The sequence below is a fragment of the Nocardioides sp. Soil774 genome (assembly GCF_001428125.1).
Taxonomy (GTDB): Bacteria; Actinomycetota; Actinomycetes; order Propionibacteriales; family Nocardioidaceae; genus Nocardioides.
Map to the genome: position 1 here is coordinate 179,887 of NZ_LMSM01000001.1, position 15,840 is coordinate 195,726.

Annotated in this window: 15 protein-coding genes; 9 read left to right on the forward strand and 6 right to left on the reverse strand. The window is 70.2% G+C overall.

Annotation, left to right across the window (positions count from 1 at the left end):
* Positions 1–250: 250 nt before the first annotated feature.
* Together ASG76_RS00895 and ASG76_RS00900 are read right to left on the reverse strand one after the other, a co-directional pair.
* Entirely contained in the window at positions 251–1,081 is an 831-nt protein-coding gene (locus tag ASG76_RS00895; RefSeq protein ID WP_056598658.1) for an alpha-1,2-fucosyltransferase, read from the reverse strand.
* Positions 1,082–1,103: 22 nt separating this feature from the next.
* Complete coding sequence (locus tag ASG76_RS00900) at positions 1,104–2,798, reverse strand: ABC transporter ATP-binding protein (RefSeq protein ID WP_162254062.1); 1,695 nt, start codon at positions 2,796–2,798, stop codon at positions 1,104–1,106.
* 619 nt (positions 2,799–3,417) lie between these two features.
* Here ASG76_RS00900 and ASG76_RS19215 point away from each other — a divergent pair.
* The 6 genes from ASG76_RS19215 to ASG76_RS00930 all read left to right on the forward strand — a co-directional run bounded on the left by ASG76_RS19215 (position 3,418) and on the right by ASG76_RS00930 (position 7,819).
* Positions 3,418–3,750: an acyltransferase gene (locus ASG76_RS19215; RefSeq protein WP_056598664.1), complete on the forward strand. Its 333-nt coding sequence runs from the start codon at positions 3,418–3,420 to the stop codon at positions 3,748–3,750.
* Positions 3,747–4,679: a glycosyltransferase family 25 protein gene (locus tag ASG76_RS00910; RefSeq protein WP_056598667.1), complete on the forward strand. Its 933-nt coding sequence runs from the start codon at positions 3,747–3,749 to the stop codon at positions 4,677–4,679. Before ASG76_RS19215 ends, ASG76_RS00910 begins: the two co-directional genes overlap by 4 nt.
* A complete protein-coding gene (locus tag ASG76_RS00915; protein WP_056598670.1) occupies positions 4,676–5,581 on the forward strand; it encodes a glycosyltransferase family 2 protein in 906 nt (301 codons plus the stop codon). Before ASG76_RS00910 ends, ASG76_RS00915 begins: the two co-directional genes overlap by 4 nt.
* Before the next feature lie 84 nt (positions 5,582–5,665).
* On the forward strand, positions 5,666–6,478 hold the full coding sequence (locus ASG76_RS00920; RefSeq protein ID WP_162254063.1) for an alpha-1,2-fucosyltransferase: 813 nt from the start codon (positions 5,666–5,668) through the stop codon (positions 6,476–6,478).
* Between the two features lie 79 nt (positions 6,479–6,557).
* Positions 6,558–7,178, forward strand: a complete 621-nt coding sequence (locus ASG76_RS00925) for a PIG-L deacetylase family protein (protein ID WP_056598676.1) — start codon at positions 6,558–6,560, stop codon at positions 7,176–7,178.
* A complete protein-coding gene (locus tag ASG76_RS00930; RefSeq protein WP_056598679.1) occupies positions 7,175–7,819 on the forward strand; it encodes a WbqC family protein in 645 nt (214 codons plus the stop codon). The genes ASG76_RS00925 and ASG76_RS00930 overlap by 4 nt, the downstream gene beginning before the upstream one ends.
* Here the strand turns inward: ASG76_RS00930 and ASG76_RS00935 are convergent.
* Positions 7,800–8,825 carry a TlpA family protein disulfide reductase gene (locus ASG76_RS00935; RefSeq protein WP_056598682.1) on the reverse strand — a complete coding sequence of 342 codons (1,026 nt, stop codon included), beginning with the start codon at positions 8,823–8,825 and terminating at the stop codon, positions 7,800–7,802. The genes ASG76_RS00930 and ASG76_RS00935 overlap by 20 nt on opposite strands.
* A 21-nt stretch (positions 8,826–8,846) precedes the next feature.
* Positions 8,847–9,338, reverse strand: a complete 492-nt coding sequence (locus ASG76_RS00940; protein ID WP_056598685.1) for a DUF1707 domain-containing protein — start codon at positions 9,336–9,338, stop codon at positions 8,847–8,849.
* 195 nt (positions 9,339–9,533) lie between these two features.
* Here ASG76_RS00940 and ASG76_RS18910 point away from each other — a divergent pair, with 195 nt between their 5' ends.
* Positions 9,534–10,325 (forward strand): hypothetical protein, encoded by a 792-nt coding sequence (locus ASG76_RS18910; protein ID WP_157558868.1) that lies wholly within the window; start codon positions 9,534–9,536, stop codon positions 10,323–10,325.
* A gap of 45 nt (positions 10,326–10,370) precedes the next feature.
* Complete coding sequence (locus tag ASG76_RS00950; protein ID WP_056598691.1) at positions 10,371–11,723, forward strand: MFS transporter; 1,353 nt, start codon at positions 10,371–10,373, stop codon at positions 11,721–11,723.
* A 3-nt stretch (positions 11,724–11,726) separates the two neighbouring features.
* Here the strand turns inward: ASG76_RS00950 and ASG76_RS00955 are convergent, their stop codons facing one another.
* Both ASG76_RS00955 and typA read right to left on the reverse strand, forming a co-directional pair.
* The gene (locus ASG76_RS00955) at positions 11,727–12,374 is read right to left on the reverse strand and encodes a hypothetical protein (protein ID WP_056598694.1); all 648 of its coding nucleotides are present in this window, start codon (positions 12,372–12,374) and stop codon (positions 11,727–11,729) included.
* A gap of 8 nt (positions 12,375–12,382) precedes the next feature.
* Entirely contained in the window at positions 12,383–14,275 is a 1,893-nt protein-coding gene (typA, locus tag ASG76_RS00960; RefSeq protein ID WP_056598697.1) for a translational GTPase TypA, read from the reverse strand.
* Between the two features lie 177 nt (positions 14,276–14,452).
* On the opposite strand from typA, the gene ASG76_RS00965 reads away from it, so the two are divergent.
* Positions 14,453–15,787, forward strand: coding sequence for a M4 family metallopeptidase (locus ASG76_RS00965; RefSeq protein WP_056598700.1), 1,335 nt, complete (start codon positions 14,453–14,455; stop codon positions 15,785–15,787).
* Positions 15,788–15,840 lie beyond the last annotated feature (53 nt).

Consider the following 15,840-nt stretch of genomic DNA (forward strand, 5'->3'; position numbering starts at 1 on the left):
CGACATTTTGTCGGCCACGAGCACGCGGCCGACAACCCCGGCAGGTGGCGACACGATCGAGTGCTTGCGTCTTTTCTGGTCCCGTTCCATGGTGACGCCCACATCGGATCCGTTCTGCCTCCTGCCTCGGCAGGGTTGGCAGGTGCGCCCCGGCCCTAGCAGCGCAATCGCGGTGTACCACACTCATTCCAATAGCCCGCGCAGTACCGACGAGGTCTGGCCGAGCTCGCGCCGGAGTGAGGTGCGGCGTTCAGTCGTCCGGGACACCCCATTGGTTGCCCGAATCGCGCACGACGCTCCATCTCGGGTCGAGCTGCTCGGCAGCGAGGTGGTCACCGAAGCGCGCGTGGAACCACGGTGCCACCACGTCGGCGTGACGGTCCGCGTGCAGCACCCCGCTGAGGTAGCCGCCCCAGTATCCGAAGGTGGAGTTGGTGAGGATCAACCGAGGAGCGGCTGCCAGTGTGGCGAGGTCGCGCACGGGCGACCTCGGACCATCGGCATAGGTCACGCGTGCGGCGTGAGCGCCCAGCACTCCGTCGAGGTGCGCGCGGCACCACTCGATGTCGTCGGACACGACGTGCACGTGGTGGACGGGCGAGCGGAGTGCACTGACGTCGAGCGCCCGCTGGACGTAGTCGGCGATGTGGAAGGCGTAGCGCTGCCGGAATCGAGGATCGGTGTAGTAGTCCCCGCGACGCACGTTGACGACCACGTCGGCCTCCGGGCTCGCGCCATCGATGGCCGCGGCCAGCGCAGGCGAGTCGAGGAGGACGTCCCGGACGAAGTCGACCAGGTGCTCCCGGGTGAAATCGCGGCCCCAGCCCTGCCAATATCCCAGAACGCGTTGATCGCGGAAGCCCACATCGGTCCCGGCCACCACGAGCCGGTCTGCGCGCGGGAAGGTGGCGAGCCAGGGCTCCATGACGTCGGTGCGCAGCGCCCGGACGGGCTGGCCCGCTGCCTGCTGCGCGTGGGCATGCATCCAGTGGTAGAGGAAGTTGCCCAGGTTCACGTCCTCGGGCGTCCACAGCACGACGGGCCCGTTGCGACGCACGCGCTCGATCAAGCGCGCCAGCACGTCGCGTACCGGCCCACCTCCGCTAGGCATCGTCGGAGCCCTCCCAGGCCTCGAGGCTGCCGAGCTCGACGAGGCGGGCGAACTCGGGGCTGACCTGCCGGACCTCCTCGAAGGTCCCTTGGGCGGCGATGCGTCCGTCCTCGACGTAGACCAGCTGGTCGCAGCCCACGACGGTGCTCAACCGGTGGGCGACGACCACCAACGTCGTCTGGCCATGCAGAGCGTTGAGGGTCTGCGTGACTCGATGCTCCGTGAGGTTGTCGAGCGCGCTCGTCGCCTCGTCAAAGACCAGGAGGGTCGGCTCTTCGTACAGGGCCCTGGCTATGCCGACCCGCTGTCGCTGGCCACCGGAGAGCCGGCTGCCACGCTCGCCGAGCATCGTGTCAAGACCCTGTGGAAGTGCTTCGACGACGTCGGTCAGCTGGGCGCGCGACACTGCGGAGAGCAAGCGCTTCTGGTCCCGCTCCTCGGGGGGCACGCCGAACGCGATGTTCGCCGCGAGCGTGTCGGAGACCCACCACACGTCCTGCGGCACCATTCCGATCCCGGACTGCCAAGCGGCGAGGTCATCGCGGACATTCACGCCCGCAACGGTGATCCGGCCCGACTGCGGGCTGTGCAGGCCCATGAGCACGTCCACGAACGTGCTCTTCCCAGACCCGCTCGGTCCCACCACGGCCAACGTCGTTCCCCACGGGATGTCGATCGAGAAATCCTCAAGGGCCGGCGATGTGCTCGCGGGGTAGGTGAACGTGACATCTTCGACCCGGATGTCCCCCGGTGGGAAGTGGTGCCCCGGGGCTGGTGCCAGCGGGGTCGTGAACTCGTGGAGGTCGGCCACTACCAGCTCCGTCGACGGCATCCCGTAGCGGACGGCGTTAGTTGCTGTCGTGATGCGGACGAGGCTCGGCAGCATGCGGGTGGCGCAGGCGACGAACAGGGCAAGCGTCACCAACGCGTTGCCGGACGGGTCCAGGGCGAAGATCAGCACGGTCGTCGCAGCCAGGCCCGTGACGAACAGCAGCTCCATGATGTGCTTGGGCAGGTCGGACAGGAACGACTGCTGCAGACCGGTGCGGGCCGATGCCCGTCGCGCCTCCTTGAGCTCGTCGACGAAGACCTGGGCGCGGTGGCGCAGCATGATCTCCTTGGCGCCGCCGACGGGGTGGACCACGGCGTGGAACGTACGTAGACCCTGCTCAAGACTCAGTCGGCCGAGCTGCCGCGACCGCTGGCTGAGTGCTCGCTGGAGGACGAAGGAGCCGAGGCCGAACCACACCAGGGCAGCGAGCGCAGCCACGGGTGACGCCACCACCATCACAGCGGCCAGTCCGATCAGGGTGGCGCTCTCGGCGAGCACGTTGAGGCTGGAAGTCACCACTGATCCGTAGGTCGCGCTCACGGCTTCGTTGAGCGTACGCATGAACTCTCCTGTGCCGCGGCGGAGGAACATCGCGTACGGCGCCCCGAGGTAGCCGGTGAGCAGACGTGCCGAGGTGTTCGTCTCCTGCTCCGCCAGGAAGCCGCGCTGCCACCACTGGAAACTGATGGAGACCGCGCTCTTGAGCACGAACGCGCCGGTCATCACGGCACTGATGACAATGGCCAGCTGGGTGTCGCTGACGGCATTGCCGAGCACGGGCGAGATCAGGCCAAGCGCACCGCTGTCGCGAGGCTGGTCCGTCAGGAGCTGCATGAGAGGCACGAGCGCACTCACGCCGACCATGTCGAGGAGCGCAGTGGAGACTGCTCCCACCACGCAGAGCAACAGCCGCCAGCGGGTGGGCGAGTCGAAGAGGATCCCGAAGCCTGGGGGGAACCTGAGCCAACGTGCTGCCCGCCGCAGGCCGGCGTTGGCGCTGAACGATGACGCCGCAGACGATGGCGTGCGACTCAGCGGTCTCTCCGTCCTCGACAACTTCGCGAGCGGCCATGCTAGGCCACTCAGACGCTCGTTCGCCAACAGATTGGCCACCTCGCCAAAGCACGACCAGGCCATGGTCGGATCGGTAGAATCCTCCCGACTCGACAACGAGATGAGAGCCTGTGACCGTCGGACGCCCAAGCCTCGAGGCCCCGCTGAGCGCGACGGTCGACAGCTCGGCTCATACCCGAGCGCTCCCACCCGTCGACTCGAAGGACTGTCCGCGTTGAGGTCACATCACGAGCTGACGAGAAGACTGTGGAACAACGGCCGGTGGGACCTGATCAGTGCCTTTACCGCCTCTCGCCTGGTGCCGACCCAGCTCCGCCGCGCGGTCCTCCGCCGGGCTTGCGACCACATAGGTGCCGCACGGATCTGCGCAGGATTCCGACTGAACAACCGGCACCTGTCAGTGGGCGACAACGTGTTCATCAACGATGACGTGACCATCGACTGCAACGTCGATGTGGTCATCGAGGACGGAGTTGCGATCGGCCCCGGCTGCACGATCGTCACGTCCAGTCACCTGGTCGGGCCGCCGACTATGCGGCGGCGCGCGATCGACTACGGCGTCGTTCGGATCGGCGCCGGAAGCTGGCTGGCCACGAACGTCACCGTCCTCCCCGGTACCACGATCGGAGAGGGGTGCGTCGTCGGTGCAGGCTCGGTCGTCCGTGGCGAGCTCGCGCCCCACGGGTTCTACGCCGGAGTGCCGGTGCGACGGGTGAAGGAGCTGCCGACGTGAACCTCTCCCGCCGGATCGTAGTGACGGTCGACCGGCAGGGATCCAGGCTGGCCGAGTTCCTTGGACAGCCCGGCGGTGCACAGTTCGAGGTCTTCGATGGCGTGGACATGCGCGGATCCGGCTGGGAAGCCGCGGCTGCGCTGGTCGACCAGCTCGAGATACACCGTCTCTACGCGCGGCCCCTCTCACCCGGCGAGGTGGGGTGCGCCCTCAGCCATCAGAAGGTGCTGGCGGTCATCGCAGCGGACGAGTCCATGGGAGACCACGACGTCGCGCTCGTGGTCGAGGACGACGCGACGCTGCATCCCCGTCTTGAGTCGCTCCTGCCGTGGCTCGTGGAGCAACCGTTCGACGTGATGCCGCTCCACCATGGCGGGCTGGGTTTGGACGAGGATGCCGGCAGGCAGCTGATGGAACGGGTTTTTCCAATGTCGCCCCTGGCAACGCAGGCGAATGGATCGGAGTTCAGGGTCGGATTCACGACGCCGGAGTCGTGGATGCTGGCAGTTGGCTACCTGGTGCGAAAGCGGGCCGCAAGACACCTCTGCCGGCAGGATGGCCTTCTCCTCACGCGTCTGCCGGATGACTATCGCGTCATCGGCGACCACGGACTCCGGGTGTGTCAGGTGCGCCCGAGCCTCATCTGGGAATCGGCTGTCCAGCCGAGCTCCATCACGCCCACGGGGCGTGTGATCGGAGCCGGAGACGCGACCGAGTGCGACGTCGTACGGCGCCTGGAGAGACAGGCGGCCAACCGTTCGTTGTACCTGAGAAAGGTCACGTGGCTCGTCGCTCGTGACCTCTCATCCCGGCTGCCCTGGTCAGTTCGACACAGCGCGCCTGTGGAGTCGGTGCGTGGTGCGTGGAACGCGGCTCTCCCGCATCTCCCGCGACGCGTGAGGCGACTGCTCCGGCCGGGCGTGCAGTGAACCACCTCGACCTCACCGTCGTCATCCCGCACTACGGCGACCCCGGTCCCACTCAGGCGTTGATCGCGAGCCTGGCTCCGCAGGGTGCGCCCATCGTCGTCGTCGATGACGCCTCGCCAGAGCCCCTCGAGCAGCACGACGGCATCACGCTGATCAGACGTGAGGGCAACGGAGGCTTCGGCGCTGCCGTCAACACCGGTGTCGCCGCGGTGCAGACCGAGCTGGTCGCCATCCTCAACAGCGACCTGGTCGTGCCGGCCGACTTCCTCGAGTCCTACGTCGCAGCCGCGCGCCCTTACCTGCCCGCCGTGGTTTCCCCCCAGGTCATCACGTACGACCACGCCGGCGCCTCGACGTTCCGGTTCCCGACGTGGCGCCACGTCCTGGCCCAGCGGACCGCCGTCATCGGGCACAGGCGACACCACCGCTGGGCGTCGGACCTGATCGGGGAGGACAAGCCGCGCGACCCCAGCGGTGTCTACCGACCGGACTGGGTGGCAGGGACGTCGATCCTGCTGCGGACCGAGGACCTCAGGGCCGTGGGTGGGTTCGACGAGCGTTTCCACATGTACCTCGAGGAGGTCGACCTGCAGAAGCGGCTGGCCGAGCGGGGGGTCCCGGCGGTGTACGTCGGAACCGTCGTGGCCGAGCACATCGGCTTTGCCTCGTCGGATCCGTCGCGCCGTGAGCGTTGGCACCTTGAGTCCTACTTGTCATACGCGAGCAAGTGGGGATGGAGGCGGCGGTTGTGGTGTGCGCTGGAGCTGTCCTCGGCAATAACCCTGGGAACAGAATCCCTCCGCGGAATGCTCGGACGCCAGACGACGCCCCTCAAGGACTGGAAGCAGCGGCGTGCGCTGACGCGGTCCGTCTGGCGGGCAGCTGGAGGCAAGCGCACGTAGGACCATGGTGCTGGTCGCCGGTGACGGCTCGACTGGTCCGCGCACCTCGGCGCTGCAGCGGGAGCGGTCGGGTACGTTGCTGACGTGGTGGGGGTGCGATCGGTCGAGACACGGTTGCGCCGTGCCGTGCTCGAGCGAATTCGTCGGGGTGGGCGTGAGGTTGCGTGGACGCCGGACTTCATGCGACTCGGCAACCTCCTCTACATGTGGCTCTGGGCATACCAGGGGCAGCTCGCGGGTGCGGAACGCCGGTGTCTTGCCAACAAGAGCACTCTTCCGTGGCTGCCTGTCTTCCCGGAAGCCCATCAACGTCTCGTGCTTCTCCGCGACGAAGTCCGCTTCACGGACCGGCGCGTCCAGCCCTGGCGCAACGAGGTCGAGCTGGACGCACGCTACGACCCGCCTCACTTGGAGGCTTTCTGCCGCGAGTTCCTACTTCCCGGGGTAGGCAACGCGGCGGCGCCGGCGGACCGGTTGGTCGTGAATGTCAGGCGTGGTGACTACTACGCTCCCGAGCACGTGGACGAGTTCGGGTTCGACGTCGTGAGTTTCGTCCGCGCCGCCGTGGACGAGGCGATCAGCGGCGGTGGCGCCCCCGCATCGATCCGCATCGTCTCCGACGACACGGGGTGGTGTGACGACCACCTCGGGTTCCTCAAAGGAATCGCGCCTGTCAGCTTCGGCGCGACCAACGACCCTTTGAGTGATCTGCGCGAGCTCGCCCAGGCTCGCAGGCTCATCTTGTCGAACTCGACCTTCGCCTACTGGGGCGGCTACATCGGGGACGTCATTGCCGGCGAACGGCAGGTGCTCGCGCCGGCATTCTGGGGGCGCAGCGAGCCCGGCAGCACGCGTCACCTCCGCCCAGAGTGGACAGCGGTCGACGCGGGAGCTTGAGCGCGTTCCCTCCGGTCGATCCTTCTGTGGAGCCGGCCGGTGGTCGCTAGAGTTCACCACCACATGAGGAGAGGAACCCATGCGCCGACTCGTGATCGCGCCGCACATGGACGATGAGTCCTTGGGCTGCGGAGGCCTGCTTGCCAAGCACCCCGAAGACGCGGCGGTCGTCGTCGTGACCCAGAGCGGTGACGAGCGCCGAACCGAGCACACCCGGGCGATGGAGGTCCTCGGGGTCACCAATTTCAGGTGCCTGGAGTTCGAGGACGGCGCCACGCAGCAGCACATGAACGACTTGGTGGCTCGACTCGACGTCGTCCTCAGCGAGCTGCAACCCGATGAGGTCTACCTCCCGTTCCCGTCCCTGCACCAGGACCACATCGGGGTCTACGAGGCAGGCATGCGCTCGGCCAGGCTGTCGATGTCACCGGGGCACTGGGTGCCCAACAGCGTGCTCGTCTACGACATCGCGGTCTACGACGTGAACCTGTATCCCTCCGACCTCCGCTGGAACGTCTTCGAGGCGCTCACCGAGGAGCAGGCCGACCTGAAGGCGGCCGCGTGCGCGGCGTACGTCTCGGAGAACCCGGGCGGGGCGCACCCCATGAACAGCATCAAGGAGATCGCCGCCACGGTCGGCCACATGCGTAAGGTCGACTTCGCCGAGCAGTACGCCCTCGTGCGCCAGGTGCGCCGGTGAAGGTCACGATCCACCAGCCGGACCTCCTGCCCTACTCCGGCTTCTGGTTCAAGATGGCGACCAGTGACGCTTTCATCCTGTCGGTCCATGATCAGTTCCAGAAGCACGGCTACCAGCGCCGGGTCACGATGCGTGGCACTTGGTGTTCTCATCAGCTGGTGGGCAAGCCCTCGATGGTGCCGATCAACACAGTCGAGGTGGTTGAGGGCTGGCAACAGCGTCTCGTCGACGTGATCAGGGGACGCTACGTCGGATCGCGCCACTTCAGGACGAGAGGCGAGGAGCTGAGCGAGCGGATCCTCGGCAGCGAGGGCCGGCTGCTGCACGAGGTGAACATCGCGATGATCGAGATCGTCAAGGACATGTTGGGCATCACGACCCCGCTGGTCGTGACGGAGCCGCCTGTGGAGGCCGGCACGGACCGGCTCATCGAACAGGTCCGGATGGTCGGCGGCACGTCGTACCTGGCCGGACCCGGTGGGCGCGCGTACATGGGTGACGACGCAGAAGCCAGGTTCGCCCGGGCCGGGCTCGAGCTCCAGTGGTCTCGGCACCAGGTCAGGACGGGGGACTCGATCGTGAACCTGTTGATGGACGAGGCGGAGCCGATGGACTACGTGCTCAGGCAGGTGCCTGAGTAGCAGCGCCGGACCCACCTGCGGTCGGGTCCGACTCCTCGCTCAGCGCAGCTAGCACCTCCTCGACGAACTCCGCGATCACGTCCTCGCCGACGACGGGTCCGCCGGCGAGGAAGCCGTCGGCGCCCAGCAGGACGGCGGCGGGGGTGCCCCCGGAGAAGAGGCGTCTGACGTTGAGCTCGGGCTCGGAGACCGACAGCTCGGGGGCGTGCTCGGAAGCGGTCATCGCGGAGGAGACGTCGGGGTAGACCGCGAGCACGCTCACAGCGGGAGCCAGCTGTGCGGCCCACTCGTCGAGCCGCGCGGCGGTGCGGACGCAGGGGGCGCAGCCGGGGCTCAGGACGACGAGCAGGCGCGCCTGCGTCATCGCGAGCTCGGCCAGTGTCGCGGTGCGGCCGTCGGCGGTCGTAAGGACCCCGTAGGGGATCCGCTGGCGCTCGTAGTCGAGCAGCTCGTCGTCGGGCACGCGCGCGGAAGAGGTCGGCGGGGCGCCGGAAACCAGCACGGCGACGACGACTGCTGCCGCTGCCGCGAGCAGGGCCCACCATCCCGCGGCATCGAGCTCGGCCACTGTGTCCGGTGTGGACGCACCTTCCACCGCCGACCACACGAGGGCCCCGGCCAAGAGGGTGAGGAGCACGTTGCGGACGAGGGTTGTGCGGTCGACGTCGTGGCGGCCGATGCTGCCGAAGCAGGAGCACGTCACCGGCTCGTCGAAGCCGAGCGCGCGGGCGATCACCGCCGTGTAGGCCAGCATCAGCACCAGTACGCCGACAGCGACCGGCACCAGCCACGGGTGCGGCGCGGCCAGCAGGAGGACGCCGAGCGCGACCTCGAGCCAGGGGAGGGCTGCGGCCGCGGCGTCCCTCGGCACCACGTCCGGCACCCGCAGCGCGTCGAAGGCGTCACGCGTAGCGACCTTGTCGCGCAGCTTGGCGACGCCGCTGGTCAGCAGGACCGCCGCCAGGGTCAGCGCAATGACGAGCGCTGCGAGCGGGGCGTGGTCCATGGGCGCGATCGTAGGCCCGGCTCAGCGCCGGGGGTGGGCCCAGCGGTAGAGGGCGACGGGACCGGGCAGGAACACGGTCAGCGCGATGATGCCGAACACCCGGTCCCCGCCGTCGGAGCCGAACAGCAGCAGTCCGAAGGCCATCAGGATGAAGGGAGCCGTCACGAGGCCGACGCACCAGAACATCAATCGGGGCAGCAGCCCGCGCTGGGGAGCGGCGTTCCACATGGTCCGGGACTCCATGTCGTCGAGCCCGGCGAGGACGTCCTCGAGGTCGCCGCGGGTGCGGGCAGCGAGGGCGCTCGAGGTGCGTTCCTCGAGCTCGGGAGAGGTCAGCCGTCCCTCGCTGAAGGCGCGGTTGAGCAGGACACAGACGTCGTCGCGCTCGGCATCGGAGGCGAGCAGCGCGTCGCGCTTGGCCTCGACACGTTCGCGAGCGGCGTACCACCGCCGCAGTGCCTCCTCGCCGGGACGCGGCCCGGGCGCGGCTCCCCCTGCTCCTGACGCGGTCATGCGCCAAGGCTAGGTGGTGCCTGCGGGGCGCGACGGTGTTTCCGGCGTCCGGCCACGTTTGTCGAAGGTGTGGCGCAGGTCTCACGGAGACCGCACCGTCCTGTTGCCGTCCCGTGGCGATTGAATCCTTAACGTCAACGTCGACGGAGCGGCCACCTGGGGAGGTCCGCCCGCTGGATCGATGGGAACTCACCGATGACTCTCGGAGCCGACGCAGCGCCGCTGCGTGCCTCGCGCCGCTCGGTCGTGCGCGGCGCAGCGTGGAGCGTGCCGGTCGTGGCCGTGGCCGCGACCGCTCCGGCGTACGCCGCCTCGCCCTGCGACCCACGTCCCTATACCCTCGACTGGGGCAATCCGACAGTGACGACCTACACGCCGCCCCCCCAAACGGGCAGCGGCGCGATTACCACGACGGCGTACGCGTTGGCAGCCGCCGGCAGTGGCGCGTCGAACGTGGCGGTGATCCTCACGAGCTCCATCACCGGCTCGGTGACGCGGGCGGCGGACAACATGGCGGTGTCGACCGAGACCAACGTGGGCGGCCTCAACCTCGGCCCCGGCCTCAACCTGTCGCACGCGGCTCCGGTGACGAGCGGTATCGCGAACCGCCAGACCCTCACGATCTCGTTCGACCGCGCGGTGACGGGCCTGAGCTTCTGGCTCACCGACATCGACAGCACGCTCAACGGGAGCGGCACCAAGAGGGACCCGTACGCCGGTTGGTGGGACCGCGTGGCGCTGAGCGGGACCTACACCCAGTCGCGTGACGCGCTCGTGCTGGGCTCGGGCACGACGGCCGACCCTTGGTACTTCGACGACCCCAACACCAACGTCGGCAACGAGTCGGGCGGGGCGCGGGTGAAGGTGACCTACCCCGGCACGATCGCCGCGGGCGACACGATCACGCTGCAGTACTGGACCACCCAGAGCGACGGCAACCAGCGCATCTTCCTCTCCGACCTCAGTTGGACCGCGCGCGGCTGCTGACCCGGCGGGGAACAACCCCGCCCGCGAGGCGGTTGTGACCCCTCGATGACCTCCACCGCGACGACCACCCAGACGACCGAGCAGCCCGACGACCACCGCAGGGTGTCGATGCTGCTCGGCCTGCTCTTCGGCCTCGCCGGGATGGGCTCCTCCAGCGCGGCCGTGACGCTCGCGCTGATGGGCGACGAGCTCGGCGTCGGCCCGGGTCTCGCGGCCTGGACGATCAGCCTCTACGTCCTCATGCTCGCGGTCACCACCGCGCTCTACGGCCGGATCTCCGACCTCGTCGGCATCCGCCGCCCGCTGCTCGCGGGCCTGGTGCTGATGTCGGTCGGTGCGCTGGTCGCGGCACTCGCGCCGACCTTCCCGGTGCTGCTCGGCGCGCGCATGCTGCAGGGCGCCGGCGCGGCCGCCGTGCCGACCCTCGGCGTCGCCGTGCTCTCCGCCCGCTACAGCGGCGAGGTGCGCGGGCTCGCCTTCGGCCGCCTCGCCGGGGTCGCGGCCGCGGTGAGCTGCCTCGGCCCGCTCATCGGCGGCGTGGTGGAGGCGGCGTACGGCTGGCGGGTCGTGATGGCCCTCCCGATCCTGGGCGCGCTCGTCGTGCCGCTGCTGTGGCGCGCCCTGACCACCGAGGGCAGCGGTGCCCGGCTCGACGTCGTCGGCGCGATCGTGGTGGCCCTGACCGCCGCCGGCATGGTGCTGCTCGTGCAGTCGCCCTCGGCCGGGCTGCTGGTCGCGGCGATCGGTGCCGGGCTGCTCGTGCTGGGCGTGCCCGCGGTGCGCGCGACCGTACGCCGTCGCCCTGACGGCTTCCTGCCCGTCGAGGTGATTCGCAACGCGACCGTCGTGCGCAGCGCCGTCGCGGCGTCGTCGGTGCCCGCGGCGTGGTTCGCCATGCTGATCGCGCTCCCGGCCGTGCTGCTGTCCGCCGGCTGGGAGGCCTGGCAGGTGGGCCTGGCGATGCTGCCGAGCGCGATCGTCGCGCTGGTCGTGCCGCAGGTCACCGGCCCCACCCTCAACCGCATCGGACCGGGCCGCGCGCTCGCCGTGGCTGCGGTCGTCGCGTCGGTCGCCCTCCTGGTCGCCACCGCCGGCGCGCACTGGACCAGTGCGCCGGTGCTGGTCGTCGCGATCATCCTGGTGACCTTCGCCTTCGGGCTGGGCCAGCCGGCGCTGAGCGCCGTGGTGGGTGACGCGGTGCACTCCGAGGTGCGCGGGGTGGCCCTCGGCGTCTCCACGCTGCTGTTCCTGATCGGCGGCAGCGTCGGCTCGGCCGTCGTCGCCGGGATCAGCGGACCGCTCGGGATGGCCGGCGCCCTGTTCGTGCTCGCGGTGCTGCCCCTGCTCGGGCTCGTCGTGCTCCGCCCGACGCTGCGTGCGGAGCCCGCCGCGGCGTAGGCCTCAGCGAGCGGAGGCCCGGGCCCGCTCCGCCAGCGCGATCGCGGCGCGCTGCACGACCGGCTGCTCCTCGGGGTCGCGTGCGGCCTCGTGCGGCACGGCGCCGCCCAGCAGGCCGGCGGGGGTGGTGAGCCAGATCCAGGCACGCCACGGGTCGACGGCGGCGAGCAGGGGCTCGAGCACGGTCAGCAGCTCCTCGCGCACCTCGCCCGACCCGTCGAGCTGGAAGGTGGGGACCAGGATCGCGCCCTCGTGCTGGACGAGCAGGAGGGTGCGGCGCTCGGCCGCCTTGTGCACCGCGAAGCGGGCCGCGTTGAGCGAGACCCCGCGCAGCCCGGCGACGCCTGCGTAGTCGGTCCAGCCGCCGTCGAGCAGCTCGGCGCGCACGCGGGCGTCGCGACGCAGGCGTACGAGCGCGATCGGCACGCCGTGCGCGGGGTCCTCCCCGGTCGAGCGCAGCACGGCGTCGAGCTCGACGAGGCGCTCGGCGGTCAGCGGCTCACCGGTGGCCGGCTCGCGCCAGTGCGCGGCGCCGTCGGCGCCGCGCACGTAGGACGGGAGTCCTGCGGCCTCGAGCTGGTCGGCCAGCCCGAGGCCCTCGAGCCACGCCGCGAGCTCGTCGGCGAGGCCGTCGTGGTCGCGGGTCGTCACGGTGTCGGCTACTTGCCGGCCTTGCGCGCGCGGCTGGCGGTCTTGGCGCGGGCGTTGGCGTCGAGCACCACCTTGCGGATGCGCACCTGCTCGGGCGTGACCTCGACGCACTCGTCCTCGCGGCAGAACTCCAGGCACTGCTCGAGCGAGAGCTTCTTCGGCGGGATCAGCTTCTCGAAGTTGTCGGAGGTGGCGGACCGGATGTTGGTCTGCTGCTTCTCCTTGGTGATGTTGACGTCCATGTCGTCGGCGCGCGAGTTCTCGCCGACGATCATGCCCTCGTAGACCTCGGTGGTCGGCTCGACGAACAGCACGCCGCGCTCCTGCAGCGACGTCATGGCGTACGCCGTCGCCGCACCGGCGCGGTCGGCCACCAGCGAGCCGTTGTTGCGCGAGCGGATCTCGCCGGCCCACGGGTGGTAGCCCTCGGAGATGTGGTGCGCGATGCCGGTGCCGCGGGTCTCGGTGAGGAACTCGGTGCGGAAGCCGATCAGGCCGCGCGAGGGGACGACGAAGTCCATCCGCACCCAGCCGGTGCCGTGGTTGGTCATGCCCTCCATGCGGCCCTTGCGGGTAGCCAGGAGCTCGGTGATCGTGCCGAGGTACTCCTCCGGCGCGTCGATCGTGAGGCGCTCGAACGGCTCGTGGACCTTGCCGTCGACCTCACGGGTGACCACCTGCGGCTTGCCGACCGTGAGTTCGAAGCCCTCGCGGCGCATCTGCTCCACGAGGATCGCCAGCGCCAGCTCACCGCGGCCCTGCACCTCCCAGGCGTCGGGACGCTCGGTCGGCAGCACGCGCAGCGACACGTTGCCGACGAGCTCGGCGTCGAGGCGGTCCTTGACCAGGCGGGCGGTGACCTTGGCGCCCTTGACCTTGCCGACCAGCGGCGAGGTGTTGGTGCCGATGGTCATCGAGATGGCCGGCTCGTCGACGTGGATGAGCGGCAGCGCGATGGGGTTCTCGGCGTCGGCCAGCGTCTCGCCGATGGTGATGTCGGGGATGCCGGCGATGGCGACGATGTCACCGGGGCCGGCGGACTCGCCGGGGACGCGCTCGAGGCCCTCGGTGACCAGCAGCTCGGTGATGCGGACGTTCTTGACCGCGCCGTCGCGCTTGATCCACGCAACCGTCTGGCCCTTCTTCAGGTGGCCCTGGTGGATGCGCAGCAGCGCCAGGCGACCCAGGAAGGGCGAGGAGTCGAGGTTGGTGACGTGGGCCTGGAGCGGCGCGCCCTCGTCGTACTGCGGGGCGGGGATGGTCTCGAGGATCGTCTTGAAGAGCGGCTCGAGGTCGGTGCCCTCGGGCATGGAGCCGTTCTCGGGCTGCACGAGCGAGGCGATGCCGGCCTTGCCCGAGGCGTAGACGACGGGGAAGTCCAGGGCGTCCTGGCTGTGCGACTCGTCGAGCAGGTCCATGAAGAGCTCGTAGGACTCGTCGACGACCTCGCTGATGCGGGCGTCGCTGCGGTCGGTCTTGTTGACGACCAGGATCACCGGCATGTCGGCGTTGAGCGCCTTGCGCAGCACGAAGCGGGTCTGGGGGAGCGGGCCCTCGGAGGCGTCGACGAGCAGGACGATGCCGTCGACCATCGACAGGCCGCGCTCGACCTCGCCGCCGAAGTCGGCGTGACCGGGGGTGTCGATGATGTTGATGACCATCGGCTCACCGCCACCGGCGGGGCCGGCGTAGTGGACCGCGGTGTTCTTCGCGAGGATGGTGATGCCCTTCTCGCGCTCGAGGTCGCCGGAGTCCATGACGCGGTCGGCGACGCTCTCGGCCTGGTGCGCGGTGAAGGCGCCGGCCTGGCGGAGCATCGCGTCGACCAGCGTGGTCTTGCCGTGGTCGACGTGGGCGACGATCGCGACGTTGCGCAGGTCGGAGCGGGACTGGGTGGACATGCAGGAGCCTTCCGGGCGGAAACGAGGCAGAGACGAGCGAGTGGCCGATGGGCCGGGCGCGGCCGGCACGGCCGCAGCGCGGTCGAGTCTAGTGGGCCGCGGGCGGTATCGACATTTCGCGGATCGGGCCCCCGGGAGCCCTACCGGGTGTCGGAGCCGCGGGGTAGACCTGTCGTCATGACTTCTCGGGACTCCACGCCGCCCCTGCTCCACCCGCCTGCCAGGTGCACCTTCATCCCGCCCTGGCTCGCCGAGCGCGTCGACGGGCCCGACGCCGCCGCCCGCGACGAGGCGGTCCGACGGCTGCGCAGCGCGGAGGGACGCTCGGCCCGGGCCTCGGTCGCGGTGCGGTCGGGCGCGGCCTGGACGGTCCACGACGCGGGTTCCGGCACGACGCTCCCCGGGACGCCGGTGCGCAGCGCCGGCGAGCCCGCGACCGGCGACCTGGCGGTCGACGAGGCCGCGGCCGGCATCTCGGCGACCCTGGAGATGTTCGCCGTCGACCTGGGCCGCATCTCCCACGACGACGCCGGCGCTCCGGTCAGCCTGACCGTGCACTACGGCCAGGCCTATAACAACGCCTTCTGGGACGGCACCCAGCTGGTCTTCGGCGACGGAGACGGCCGTGTCTTCGAGCGCTTCACCAAGCCCGTCGACGTGCTGGCCCACGAGTTCTCCCACGCCGTCGTGGAGCACACCGTCGACCTCACCTACCGCGGGCAGTCCGGCGCGCTCAACGAGTCGGTCGCCGACGTGTTCGCCGCCTGCCTCAAGCAGCGGGTGCTCGGCCAGGACGCCGCCGAGGGCGACTGGCTGATCGGCGAGGGCATCTTCACCCCCGGCGTGCAGGCCCGCGCCCTGCGCGACATGGCCGCCCCCGGCACGGCCTACGACGACCCCGAGCTCGGCGCCGACCCGCAGGTCGGCCACATGGACGACTACGTCGTGACCGCCTCCGACAACGGCGGGGTCCACCTCAACTCCGGCATCCCCAACAAGGCCTTCCAGCTCGCCGCGGTCGCGGTGGGTGGCCGCTCGATCGAGGGCGCCGGCCGCATCTGGTACGCCGCGCTGCTGAGCGGCGACGTGCCCCCGGGCGCCGACTTCGCCACCTTCGCGGCCGCCACGGTCGCGGCCGCGGGCGAGCACGCCGACGTCGTACGACAAGCGTGGGCGCAGGTCGGCGTCGACCCCGCGGTCACCGGGCGGCCGGCGGCCCCGGCCCCGTCGGGCGCGCGACGGGTGCGGGTGGAGCGCAGCGGCGGCTTCATCGGCCGCACGGTGTCGGCCGAGGTCGACCTCGACGGGCCAGACGGCGCCGACCTGCGCGGCCTGGTGGCCAACGCGGTGGCCCCGGGCGCGCCCGGTGGGTCGGTGCCGAAGCCCGACATGTTCCTCTACACCTTCATCGTGGAGGGGGCCGAGCCCGTGCAGGTGCCCGAGCACCTCCTCAGCGGCAGCCAGCGCGAGCTGGCCCGTCGCGTGCTGGAGACCGGGGCCGCCGAGATGTGAGCGCGCGACCTCCCTCCGGGTGTCCGCCGGATGTGGTCGCGGCCAGTAGGTTC

Excerpts from the sequence above, each read along its gene's own strand:
- ASG76_RS00935 (WP_056598682.1), bottom strand. The coding sequence starts at position 8,825 with ATGGACCACGCCCCGCTCGCAGCGCTCGTCATTGCGCTGACCCTGGCG.
- typA (WP_056598697.1), bottom strand. The coding sequence starts at position 14,275 with ATGTCCACCCAGTCCCGCTCCGACCTGCGCAACGTCGCGATCGTCGCC.
- ASG76_RS18910 (WP_157558868.1), top strand. The coding sequence starts at position 9,534 with ATGACTCTCGGAGCCGACGCAGCGCCGCTGCGTGCCTCGCGCCGCTCG.
- ASG76_RS00925 (WP_056598676.1), top strand. The coding sequence starts at position 6,558 with ATGCGCCGACTCGTGATCGCGCCGCACATGGACGATGAGTCCTTGGGC.
- ASG76_RS00950 (WP_056598691.1), top strand. The coding sequence starts at position 10,371 with ATGACCTCCACCGCGACGACCACCCAGACGACCGAGCAGCCCGACGAC.
- ASG76_RS00965 (WP_056598700.1), top strand. The coding sequence starts at position 14,453 with ATGACTTCTCGGGACTCCACGCCGCCCCTGCTCCACCCGCCTGCCAGG.
- ASG76_RS00940 (WP_056598685.1), bottom strand. The coding sequence starts at position 9,338 with ATGACCGCGTCAGGAGCAGGGGGAGCCGCGCCCGGGCCGCGTCCCGGC.